Origin of the sequence: Methylobacterium sp. WL116 (assembly GCF_008039455.1) — a bacterium.
Lineage (GTDB): Bacteria > Pseudomonadota > Alphaproteobacteria > Rhizobiales > Beijerinckiaceae > Methylobacterium.
Genome location: NZ_VRUV01000117.1, coordinates 1 through 10572, shown reverse-complemented (window position 1 = coordinate 10572; position 10572 = coordinate 1). Strand labels below are relative to the sequence as shown.

11 protein-coding genes are annotated in these 10572 nt (G+C 71.6%); 7 read left to right on the top strand and 4 right to left on the bottom strand.

The window, feature by feature from the left end; genetic code table 11:
* Both FV223_RS11340 and FV223_RS11335 read right to left on the bottom strand, forming a co-directional pair.
* Window positions 1–815: histidinol-phosphate transaminase (locus tag FV223_RS11340; RefSeq protein WP_147727142.1), on the bottom strand; the 815-nt coding region annotated here is incomplete at its 3' end.
* A gap of 100 nt (window positions 816–915) precedes the next feature.
* The gene (locus FV223_RS11335) at window positions 916–1794 is read right to left on the bottom strand and encodes a chorismate mutase (RefSeq protein ID WP_147727141.1); all 879 of its coding nucleotides are present in this window, start codon (window positions 1792–1794) and stop codon (window positions 916–918) included.
* Between the two features lie 241 nt (window positions 1795–2035).
* On the opposite strand from FV223_RS11335, the gene FV223_RS11330 reads away from it, so the two are divergent.
* The 3 genes from FV223_RS11330 (at window position 2036) to FV223_RS11320 (ending at window position 5819) form a co-directional block, all read left to right on the top strand.
* Window positions 2036–3241, top strand: coding sequence for a homoserine O-acetyltransferase (locus tag FV223_RS11330; protein WP_187274668.1), 1206 nt, complete (start codon window positions 2036–2038; stop codon window positions 3239–3241).
* On the top strand, window positions 3238–3948 hold the full coding sequence (gene metW / locus FV223_RS11325; RefSeq protein ID WP_147727140.1) for a methionine biosynthesis protein MetW: 711 nt from the start codon (window positions 3238–3240) through the stop codon (window positions 3946–3948). The genes FV223_RS11330 and metW overlap by 4 nt, the downstream gene beginning before the upstream one ends.
* Window positions 3949–4127: 179 nt before the next feature.
* The gene (locus tag FV223_RS11320) at window positions 4128–5819 is read left to right on the top strand and encodes a HAMP domain-containing methyl-accepting chemotaxis protein (RefSeq protein WP_147727139.1); all 1692 of its coding nucleotides are present in this window, start codon (window positions 4128–4130) and stop codon (window positions 5817–5819) included.
* 87 nt (window positions 5820–5906) lie between these two features.
* Here FV223_RS11320 and FV223_RS11315 read toward each other — a convergent pair whose 3' ends face one another.
* Entirely contained in the window at window positions 5907–6908 is a 1002-nt protein-coding gene (locus FV223_RS11315) for an alpha/beta fold hydrolase (RefSeq protein ID WP_147727143.1), read from the bottom strand.
* Window positions 6909–7262: 354 nt separating this feature from the next.
* Between FV223_RS11315 and FV223_RS11310 the strand changes: the two genes are divergently transcribed.
* Together FV223_RS11310 and FV223_RS11305 are read left to right on the top strand one after the other, a co-directional pair.
* The gene (locus tag FV223_RS11310) at window positions 7263–8582 is read left to right on the top strand and encodes an MFS transporter (protein WP_246686502.1); all 1320 of its coding nucleotides are present in this window, start codon (window positions 7263–7265) and stop codon (window positions 8580–8582) included.
* 76 nt (window positions 8583–8658) lie between these two features.
* Entirely contained in the window at window positions 8659–9456 is a 798-nt protein-coding gene (locus FV223_RS11305) for an SDR family NAD(P)-dependent oxidoreductase (protein WP_147727137.1), read from the top strand.
* Window positions 9457–9571: 115 nt separating this feature from the next.
* Here the strand turns inward: FV223_RS11305 and FV223_RS11300 are convergent, their stop codons facing one another.
* On the bottom strand, window positions 9572–9928 hold the full coding sequence (locus FV223_RS11300; RefSeq protein ID WP_147727136.1) for an SWIB/MDM2 domain-containing protein: 357 nt from the start codon (window positions 9926–9928) through the stop codon (window positions 9572–9574).
* Window positions 9929–10143: 215 nt separating this feature from the next.
* On the opposite strand from FV223_RS11300, the gene FV223_RS32420 reads away from it, so the two are divergent.
* Together FV223_RS32420 and FV223_RS11295 are read left to right on the top strand one after the other, a co-directional pair.
* Entirely contained in the window at window positions 10144–10266 is a 123-nt protein-coding gene (locus tag FV223_RS32420; protein ID WP_279593021.1) for a hypothetical protein, read from the top strand.
* A 117-nt stretch (window positions 10267–10383) separates the two neighbouring features.
* Window positions 10384–10572, top strand: a 189-nt coding sequence (locus FV223_RS11295) for a DUF2721 domain-containing protein (protein ID WP_147727135.1), incomplete at its 3' end; no start/stop codon positions are given.

The window sequence follows — 10572 nt, the reverse complement described above, 5'->3', positions numbered from 1 at the left end:
CCGTTCAACCTGTCCACCGCCGCCCCGGCCGCCATGCCGGCGGTGGACAGGTTGAACGGCCCGCGGATGCGGTTGACCGCGTCCATCACGTGGGCCGGCCCGACCATCCAGCCGACGCGCAGGGCGGCGAGCCCGTGGATCTTGGAGAAGGTGCGGGTCATCACGACGTTGTCGGCGTCGCGCGCGAGCTCGAGCCCGGCCGCGTAGTCGTCCGCCTGGACGTACTCGGCGTAGGCGCCGTCGAGGACCAGCAGCACGTCGCCCGGCAGGCCGGCATGCAGGCGCCGCACCTCGGCCAGCGGCAGGTAGGTGCCGGTCGGGTTGTTGGGGTTGGCGACGTAGACGATCTTCGTCCGCGGGGTCACGGCGGCGAGGATCGCGTCGACGTCGGCGGTGAGGTCGCGCTCGGGAGAGACCACGGCGGTGCCGCCCGCCGCCAGGATGGCGATGCGGTAGACCAGGAACCCGTGCTCGCAGAAGACGCCCTCGTCGCCGGGGCCGATATAGGCGTAGGCGAGCAGCGAGAGCAGCTCGTCCGAGCCCGCGCCGCAGACGACGCGGCCCGCGTCGATGCCGTAGCGCGCCGCGATGGCGGTCCGCAGCAGCGTGGAGGTGCCGTCGGGATAGTTCTCGAGCTTGGCCGTGGCCGTCTGCATCGCCGCCATCGCCGCCGGGCTCGGGCCGAGCGGCGTCTCGTTCGACGACAGCTTGTGGATCTTGGCGTGACCCGGCGCCCCGCTCTTGCCGGGCACGTAGGGGTCGATCGCCAGGACGCCCGGACGGGGCACCGGGCGGAGACGGGGAGAGGCGGACATTGGTGTTCGCAGCCTGCAGAAGAAACGCGGGTGGCGCCCGTCTACAGCATTTCGCGCCGCGATGAAGCGGGGCGCGACCGGATCGGGCGCCCGGCGGCCCTCACACCCGGAACCGCGCCGCGTGGCTGCCGGTCTCGTCGAGGCTCGACACCGCCGCGCCCGCCCCGTCCAGGGCCTCGGCGAGCTGCCGCGTGCCAACGCCGCCCGGCACCGCCAGCAGCAGGCGCTCGACCTCGCCCTTGGGCTTGGCCCGCGCCACCACCTCGCCGTAGAGCCCCTGCACGGCGCGCTCGGCCTCCTCCGTCCAGGCACCGCAGCGCACCGCCCACAGCACCCAGTCGCGCTGCGCCGCCGCCGGATCGTCGAGGGGCTTGGCCACCACGAAGACCGGCGTGCCGGCCGGGTGGGCCGGCCGCTCGATGAAGGGCAGCCGGGCGATCACCTTCGGCCGGCCCGCGCCGATCAGGCCCTCCCACCAGGCCTCTCCCTTCGCCGCCCCCTTCGCGGGCACCTGGGCGGCGCGCGGGTCGAAGCGGAAGATGCCGAGGTCGCCGCGCGAGGCCGCCACCGCCTCGATCACCGCCGCGCAGGTCGGGTGGGGCCGGTAGGGCACGGTGAAGCCGAAGTGGAAGCGGGCGGAGTCGCGCATCGCCGGATCGCCGGCGGAGATGTCGGCATGCACCGAGAACGGCGCCTGGACGTAGGTGAACGTCGCGATGATGACCCGCCAGATCCCCTCGACGGTGTCGAGCGGCAGCAGCCCGCGGTGGCGCTCGGCGACGCGCCGCATCATCGCGGCCTCGCGACCGGGACGGAAGGCGGAGCCCGAGGCCGAGGTGCCCTTCACCGCGATCAGCCGGTCGATGATCCCGCCGCGCTGGATCAGCAGCGCGTGCATCTCGGCGTCGATCCGATCGATCTCGGCCCGGAGGGCGGCGAGGTCTTCCATCGGCGGCGCGGCTCGTTTGGGGAAGCGCATGGTTCGACAAGCTGAGGACGGGGCTGCTCGCGCGTGTTTACGGCCCGCCGCGCCGAAGGGCCAGCGCGGCAGGGCCGTGCGATCGACAACGGAGGGCGGATGAACGGCCTTCCGGCGGCCCCTTTCGTTGACGCTCGGCGGCGGGCACACTACGTCCGGTGCAGCGGCGGGCGCGGGAAGCGGGCGGCCTCGCGATTCCTTCGGCCCCTTCGGCGCGCGAGAAGCCGTTTCCAGACGCCTCATGGACAATCCCCTCGATACGGCCGTCACGGCCGCCTCCGCGACGGAGCCCGAGATCCGCAGCCGCGAGCCGTCGCAGGCGCGCGACCCGGCGGGGCTCGTCGCGCGGTTCGAGGCCGGGCAGCCGCTGACCATGGATTCGGGCGCCGCGCTCGCGCCGTTCCAGGTCGCCTACCAGACCGCCGGCACCCTCAACGCCGCGCGCACCAACGCGGTGCTGATCTGCCACGCGCTCACCGGCGACCAGCACTTCGCCCACCCCCATCCCGTCACCGGCAAGCCCGGCTGGTGGACGACGCTGGTCGGCCCGGGCAAGCCGATCGACACCGACCGCTACTTCGTCGTCTGCTCCAACGTGATCGGCTCGTGCATGGGCTCGACCGGCCCGGCCTCGATCGACCCCGCGACGGGCTCGGCCTACGGGCTCGACTTCCCGCTGGTCACGATCCGCGACATGGTCCGCGCCCAGGCGATGCTGCTCGACCATCTCGGCATCGCGGACCTGTTCCTGTGCATCGGCGGCTCGATGGGCGGGATGCAGGTGCTGCAATGGGCCTCGCTCTACCCTGAGCGCGTGTTCGCGGCGATGCCGATCGCCACGGGCGCGCGCCATTCGGCGCAGAACATCGCCTTTCACGAGGTCGGCCGGCAGGCGATCATGGCCGACCCCGCCTGGGCCGACGGTCGCTATCTCGAGGCCGGCACGCGCCCCTCGAAGGGCCTCGGCGTCGCGCGGATGGGCGCGCACATCACCTACCTGTCCGAGCCGGCTTTGCACCGGAAGTTCGGGCGGCGCTTCCAGGGCGGCTCGGCGCCGACCTTCTCGTTCAACGCCGACTTCCAGATCGAGAGCTACCTGCGCCACCAGGGCCTGAGCTTCGTCGAGCGGTTCGACGCCAACGCCTACCTCTACCTGACGCGGGCGATGGACTACTTCGACCTCGCCGCCGACCACGGCGGCGTGCTCGCCAACGCCTTCAAGGGCACGAAGACGCGGTTCTGCGTGATCTCGTTCACCTCCGACTGGCTGTTCCCCACGGCCGATTCCCGGGCGATCGTGCACGCGCTGAACGCCGCCTCGGCCCCGGTCGCCTTCGTCGAGGTCGAGAGCGACAAGGGCCACGACGCGTTCCTCCTCGACGAGCCGACGCTGTTCTCGGCGGCCCGCGGGTTCATCGACGCGGCCGCCCGGGCGCGCGGGCTGTGAGCGGGCGCGAGGACCTGTCCTTCGGCGACGCCGCCTCCGGCACGCCCTGGGAGGCGGCGGACGACCTGCCGCGCACGCCCGAATCCGGCGGCGCCCGCGTCGACCACCTCGTGGTCCTCGGGCTGGTGCCGCCCGGCGCGCGCGTCCTCGACATCGGCTGCGGCGACGGCTCGCTGCTGGCGCTGCTGCGCGACCGGCGCGGCGTCGACGGGCGCGGCATCGAGCTGTCGCGCGAGGGCGTGAACGCCTGCCTCGCCCGCGGCCTGCCGGTGATCCAGGGCGACGCCGACACCGACCTCGAGAACTACCCCGACGACGCGTTCGACGTGGTGGTCCTGTCCCAGACCATCCAGGCGACGCGCAACCCGCGCATCGTGCTGGAGCACCTGCTCCGCATCGGCCGGCAGGTGGTGATCTCGTTCCCGAACTTCGGTCATTGGCGGGTGCGGGCCGAGCTCGCCTTCCGCGGGCGGATGCCGATCACCGAGATCCTGCCGGAAGCCTGGTACGAGACGCCGAACATCCACCACTGCACCATGCGCGACTTCGTCGAGCTGTGCCGGGCGGTCGACGCCCACATCGAGAAGGCGGCGGCGCTCGACGCGCGCGGACGGCCGATGCGCTTCTCGATGCCGTGGTGGTTCTGGAACCTGATCGGCGCGCAGGGGGTGTTCCTGCTCAGGCGGGGCCGCCTCGGAGCCGGCTGATCGGTCGACCGCGCCGGGCGGCATCGAGCCGAGGCGGACATCGATCGCGTCGATCGCGCATCTTCTCACGAAGCCGTGAGCATTCGTGAGCCCACTCCAAGATCCGCAGAGGTATTGGTTAACCGCGATTTAAGCGATCTTGGGCGATCTTCGGCTGTTCAACGTGATCGGATAGATCGATGCTCCGTCTTTCAAACATCAAAATCCTGCCGAAGCTCATTGCCGTGATCGCATCGATCGCCGTCGTCGTCGGTGGATGCGTCTGGTATGCGCAGGCGCGCATGACCACGATCGACGACGCCTACAGCCTCCTGATCGTCCACGAGGCGAAAGGTGTCGCGAGCGCGCGCCGGGCAAACGGCCTGATGTTCGAGCTCAACTACTGGGTCTACCGCATCATCGCCGAGACCGACGAGGCCCAGATCAAGAGCGCCAATGCGGGCTTCGAGGCGGTGCTGCCCAACATGAGGCAGGCGCTGGCCGACCTCCGCGAGCAGGCGCCTGCCTTCGGCGCGCGCGTCGAGGCGCAGAACGCCCGGGTCGACCGGTTCCTCAAGGACGTGACCGAGGTGCGCAGGCTCGGGACCGCGAACGAGAACGCGGACGCCATAGCCCTCGTGCACCGCGCCATCGATCCGACCTTCGCCACCATGACGGACGAAGGCAGCAGGCTCGCGCACGACATTGCCGCCTATATGGAGCATCAGTCCGACGTCCTGAGCGATCAGACGAATGCGACGCGCTACACCCTGATGGCGCTGGCCGCTCTCGGCCTCCTGGTCGGCCTCGTCGCCGCGACCCTGGTGTCGATCGTCGGCATCACGCGTCCGCTGGGTCGGCTGGTCGTCGTCCTCCGACGTATGGAAAACGGCGAGATCGATGCGCAGATCGCCGAGGCGCGCCGCGGCGACGAGGTCGGCTCCGTCGGCCGGGCCGTCGAAGGCATCACGGCCATGGTTGCCCGGAAGGCCGCCGAGCAGGCGGAGATCAAGGGCATCGCCGACGCGGCGGCGGCCTCCGAGCGCAAGCGCGTCATGACGGAGCTGGCCGACGGGTTCGAACGGGCGGTCGGCGGCATCGTCGGCATGGTGTCCTCCTCCGCCACCGAGCTGCAGGCCACCGCCCAGACGATGACCGCGACCGCACGGGAGACGGCCAGCCAATCGTCCACCGTGGCGGCCGCCGCCGAGGAGGCGGCCTCCAACGTGAATACCGTGGCGGCGGCGGCGGAAGAGCTCGGCTCGTCGGTCCAGGAGATCGGGCGGCAGGTCTCCGGCTCGGCCGACCTCGCGCAGACGGCGGTCTCCGAAGCGGAGCAGACCGGACGCCTGGTTCACGAACTGAGCCAGGCGGCCGCCAAGATCGGCGACGTGGTGGGGCTGATCTCGAACATCGCCGGCCAGACCAACCTGCTGGCGCTCAACGCCACCATCGAGGCGGCGCGCGCCGGAGAGGCCGGGCGCGGCTTCGCGGTGGTCGCCGCCGAGGTGAAGGAGCTTGCCAACCAGACGGCCAGCGCCACCGCCGAGATCGGCAGCCAGATCGCCCAGATCCAGACCTCGACGCAAGGGGCGGTGCAGGCGATCGGGACCATCTCGACGCGCATCCGTGAGATCGACGCGGTCGCCGCGTCGATCGCGGCGGCGGTGGAGGAGCAGGGTGCGGCGACCCAGGAGATCGTGCGCAACGTCGCGCAGGCCTCCGCCGGCACGAGCGAGGTCACCGGCAACATCGCCGGCGTCGCGCAGGCTTCGGAGGAGACCGGCGCCGCGGCCGCGCAGGTGCTGGCCTCGGCGTCCGAACTGTCGCGTCAGTCGGAGCATCTTGGCGCGGAGGTCGCCCGCTTCCTCGCAACCGTTCGTGCCGCCTGAGCCGCCGGGCTTTCCGGGGCGGCTCCGAGGCCGGGCATCGTGCCCGGCCTTCCTCCGTTCGCGGGCCTTCGCCGCGACACCGGGCGGTCAATGCCCGTCGAAGAACTCCAGCATCGCGGCGTCGAAGCGGTCGGTCGCCTCCATGTGGACGAGGTGGCCGATGCCCGCGAACACGATCGCCCGGCCGTTCGGCATCCTCGCGGCCAGCGCCGTCGCGTTGTCGGCGTTGCGGCCCATCCTCGCGGCGAGGTCCGGCGGGGCGTAGGGCTTGCCCGGCGCGTTGTGATCGGCGCCGCCCATGACGAACAGGGTCGGCATCGGGAGCAGCGGGATCTCGTGCACCACCGGCTGGCCCCAGATCATGGTGTAGGAGTTCACGAACGATTGCAGCCAGCGCGGATACTCGCCCGCTCCCTTCACCCGCTCGCGCACCTCGACGAACGGCTCGATCGCCGATTCCGGCAGCGAGAGCGCGTAGCTGGTCATCAGCTGCCGGCGGTAGGCGGCCGCCGTGAGCTCGCCCTCGCGCTTGAGCAGGGTGTCGTTGGCGACCGGCGGCACGCTGAAGCGGTAATCCTCCAGGCCGAGCGGCGCCTCGAGGACGAGGCTGTTGACCCGGTCGGGGGCGTTGCGTGCCAACCGCACGGCCAGCATCCCGCCCATCGAGTGGGCGACCACGTCGACCCGGCGCAGGTTCAGGTGATCGAGCAGCGCGACGGTGTCGGCGGCCATCGCGTCGAAGGTGAACGGGCCGATGGGCTTCGAGGACTTGCCGAAGCCGAGCTGGTCGGGCGCGACCACGCGGTAGCCCGCGCCCGTCAGCGCCGCGACGACCGGCGCCCAGTAGCTCGCCGGGAAGTTGCGGCCGTGCAGCAGCAGCGCCGTGCGGCCGTTGGCCGTGCCGGTCGGCGCCACGTCCATGTAGGCGAGGCGCTGGGCCTCGCCGTCGCGCGACAGCGCGAGGAAGCGCACCGGATACGGGTAGGCGAAGCCTTCCAGCCCGATCCCGAGCGGCGGTGCCTCCTGCGCCGGTGCCGCCATCGGCATCAGCGGCAACAGGGCGAGCAGCAGGGCGGTGGTCCGCGTCATCGTCGGCATCGGGGCGTCATCCGTCAGATCGAGGCGACGACGCGATGGCGCGTCGCGAAGGCGGAAAAGCGGCGCACGGGCGAAGGATCCCGCGGCCATGTCACCGGCGCGCTGCTCAAGCCTGCGTGAAGCCGCTATGTGCGGGCGCAAGCGCCGGGCGGACCCACGGCGGCCGGCGGCCGGGGTCGGCCCAGAACAAGGTTTTCGACGATGACCGAGACGGCCGGATCGTCCGGACGACGCGCGATCCGCGGGGCGGAGGAGGAAGCGCAGGCGGCAAGCGGCCTCGGCGACGGGAGCCCGGCCGCCGCGAGGCCGGCCGACGGGCTTCCCCCGCGCGAGCGCCTGCTGGCGATGGCGGCGGTGTCGCTCGCCATGACCATGGCGGTGCTCGACGGGGCGATCGTCAACGTGGCGCTGCCGGTGATGGCCAAGGACCTCGCGGTCGATCCGGCCGCGGCGATCTTCGTGGTCAACGGCTACCAGATCGCGGTGACGGCGGCGCTCCTGCCCTTCGCCTCCCTCGGCGACATCCTCGGCTACAAGCGCGTGTACCTCGCCGGGCTGGCGGCGTTCGTCGCGGCCTCGCTCGCCTGCGCCTTCGCGCCGAGCCTCGGCTTCCTGATCGCCGGGCGCCTGGCGCAGGGGCTCGGCGCCGCCGGCGTGATGAGCGTCAACATCGCGCTGGTGCGCTTCATCTATCCCCACCGGATGATCGGCCGCGGCGTCGGCAACGTGGCGCTCGTCGTCGCCGTCGCCTCCGCGGCCGGCCCGACGGTCGCCGCCGCGATCCTCTCGGTGGCGTCCTGGCCGTGGCTGTTCCTGGTCAACCTGCCGGTGGGCGGCCTCGCCTTCCTCGTCGCCTCGCGGACGCTGCCGACGACGCCGCGCAGCGGGGCGCGCTTCGACGCGTTGAGCGCGGTGCTGAACGCGCTGACCTTCGGCCTGCTGATCGTCGGCGTCGACCGCCTCGGCGACGCCGACGGGCGGGCGATCGCCTTCGCCGAGATCGCGGGCGCCGTCGCGGTCGGCGCGGTGTTCGTGCTGTACCAGCTGCGCCTGCGGGCTCCGCTGCTGCCGGTCGACCTCCTGCGGATCCCGGCCTTCGCGCTGTCGATGGCGACCTCGATCGCCTCGTTCGCGGCGCAGATGAGCGCCTACATCGCCCTGCCCTTCTATTTCCAGGACGTGCTGCACCTCTCGGGCACGCAGACCGGCTTCCTGATGACGCCCTGGCCGATCGCGATCGCGGCGATGGCGCCGGTCGCCGGGCGGCTCGCCGACCGCTACCCGCCGGGGCTGCTCGGCGGCATCGGCCTCGCGCTGATGGCGTCGGGCATCGCCGCGATGGCGCTGCTGCCGGCGCACCCGGCGACCCTCGACATCGTCTGGCGGCTGACGCTGAGCGGCCTCGGCTTCGGCCTGTTCCAGACGCCGAACAACAAGGTCATCATCACTTCCGCCCCGCGCGAGCGCAGCGGCGGGGCGAGCGGCATGCAGTCGACGGCGCGGCTCACCGGCCAGTCCCTCGGCGCGGCGATGGTGGCGGTGATCTTCGGGATGACCCAGGGCGCCGGGCCGGAGCGGGCGGTGTCGCTGGCGCTGTGGTCCGCGGTGGCGCTCGCCGTGTTCGGCGGCTGCGCCAGCGTTCTGCGGCGGGGCAGAGCCGGATAGGCTGCATGCCACCTGGGGCCGGACCGGCGCGTTGATCGGCATCGCGAGACATCGCGGCAACCAGGGATCGACCGAAATGGACATGAACCTGAAGGGCCGCCGCGCCCTCGTCACCGGCTCTACCGGCGGCATCGGCTTCGGGATCGCCCAGGCGCTCCTCGACCTCGGCGCCAGCGTCGGCATCAACGGGCGCACCGCGGAACGCGTCGAGGCGGCCATCGCGGCCCTGCGCGGGAAGACCCAGGCCGGCGAGGCCTTCGCGGCGGTCGGCGACGTGGCGACGGCCGATGGGGTCGCCGCGCTGGTCGCGGCGCTGCCGGACGTCGACATCCTGGTCAACAACACGGGGATCTTCGAGCCGAAGCCGTTCTTCGACATCCCCGATGGCGACTGGCAGCGCTTCTTCGACGTCAACGTGATGAGCGGCGTGCGTCTGTCGCGCGCCTACGCGCCGGGGATGGTGGCGCGGGGCTGGGGCCGCGTGGTCTTCATCGCCAGCGAGTCGGGCATCAACATCCCGGTCGAGATGGTCCATTACGGGATGACGAAGACGGCGCAGCTCGCGGTCTCGCGCGGGCTCGCCGAGACGGTCTCGGGCACCGGCGTCACGGTCAACAGCGTGCTGCCGGGGCCGACCCTGTCTGAGGGCGTCGCCGATTTCATGAAGCAGATGGCCGGCGGATCGGGCAAGGCCGATCTCGACGCCCTCGGCCGCCAGTTCGTCGCCGAGCACCGCCCGACATCGCTGATCGGACGGCTGGCCAGCGTCGAGGAAGTGGCCAACATGGTGGCCTACGTCTGCAGCCCGGCGGCGAGCGCGACCAGCGGCGCGGCGCTTCGAGTGGATGGCGGCGTCCTGCGCAACATCGCCTGACGCCTGATCGGGTCGCGCGGGGCGGCGTGGCGCCGCCCCGTTCGAGCGCACCGTCGAAGCAGGACGATCCGGGAACCGCGTCTCCGGATCGACCCGACGACGGGTCCGGCGCGGCTCAGGCCTTGAGGTGGGCGGCGAGGTGCTTGTTCATCTCGAACATGCTGCACTTGTCCTTGCCGAAGACCTTCTTGAGCTTGTCGTCAGCGAGGATCTCGCGCTTGTTCTCCGGGTTCTGGAGGTTGTGCTTCTTGATGTATTCCCAGACCTTGCTGACGACCTCGCCGCGCGGGATCGGGCTGGTGCCGACGATGGCGCCGAGATCGGCCGAGGGCTTCAGCGGCTGCTGCAGGGCGTTCGGCTTGGCGCCGGCGGCGGCCTTGGTCGCCTTGGGGGCTGCAGCCTTCGCGGGCTTGGCGTCCTTGGTCTCCTTCGCAGCCTTCGGGGCGGCCTTTTCCGTCGTCTTGGTTGCCATGGGGTTCCTCCGGTTCTCGCTGCGAGCGTGAACGTGACATCCCCGCAGCAGGGGTGAGCATAGCAGCAAGAACTAAGGGCTAGCGCAGCCGTTCCAAGGGAAAACTGGAACAGTTCCCTTCATCATCCACAGGGTGTGGCGCCGGCGGGCGGGTTCGGCACCGGTTTTCGCGCCGCGAAACCCTTTCTTCACCCAACCGGAGGACAGATCCGGGCATGGTCAGCACCGCCCTCGCCCTCGCTTTCGTCTCCGCGTTCGCCCTGGTCCTCGGGCTCGGCATCGGCATTGCCGCCGAGCCGAATGCTTGCGATCACCCGCATGGCGGCGGATTGATCTGAGGGCGCGAAGGCCGGAGCGGACGCCGGATCCTCGCGAACCGTCCGGCCGCCCGGACGTTGGCGGCGTCGGAGGCCGGCCCTCCCGCCTTCCTCCTCGCGCCGCGGAAACCTCTGCCCATGTCGAGCCTCGAGCCGAACACCCTCGACGGCATCGCGCACATCATCCAGGTGGCGCTGACGCCGGTGTTCCTGCTGTCCGGGGTGGCGACCCTGCTCAACGTCTTCGGCGCGCGCCTCGCCCGCGTGTCGGATCAGGCGGAGCGGGCGTCGAGCCTGCTCGCGGGCGCGAGCGAGGCGGAGCGCCGC

Excerpts from the sequence above, each read along its gene's own strand:
- FV223_RS32420 (WP_279593021.1), top strand. The coding sequence starts at position 10,144 with ATGGTCAGCACCGCCCTCGCCCTCGCTTTCGTCTCCGCGTTCGCCCTG.
- FV223_RS11335 (WP_147727141.1), bottom strand. The coding sequence starts at position 1,794 with ATGCGCTTCCCCAAACGAGCCGCGCCGCCGATGGAAGACCTCGCCGCC.
- FV223_RS11305 (WP_147727137.1), top strand. The coding sequence starts at position 8,659 with ATGGACATGAACCTGAAGGGCCGCCGCGCCCTCGTCACCGGCTCTACC.
- FV223_RS11320 (WP_147727139.1), top strand. The coding sequence starts at position 4,128 with ATGCTCCGTCTTTCAAACATCAAAATCCTGCCGAAGCTCATTGCCGTG.
- FV223_RS11330 (WP_187274668.1), top strand. The coding sequence starts at position 2,036 with ATGGACAATCCCCTCGATACGGCCGTCACGGCCGCCTCCGCGACGGAG.
- FV223_RS11300 (WP_147727136.1), bottom strand. The coding sequence starts at position 9,928 with ATGGCAACCAAGACGACGGAAAAGGCCGCCCCGAAGGCTGCGAAGGAG.
- FV223_RS11310 (WP_246686502.1), top strand. The coding sequence starts at position 7,263 with ATGGCGGCGGTGTCGCTCGCCATGACCATGGCGGTGCTCGACGGGGCG.
- FV223_RS11315 (WP_147727143.1), bottom strand. The coding sequence starts at position 6,908 with ATGACGCGGACCACCGCCCTGCTGCTCGCCCTGTTGCCGCTGATGCCG.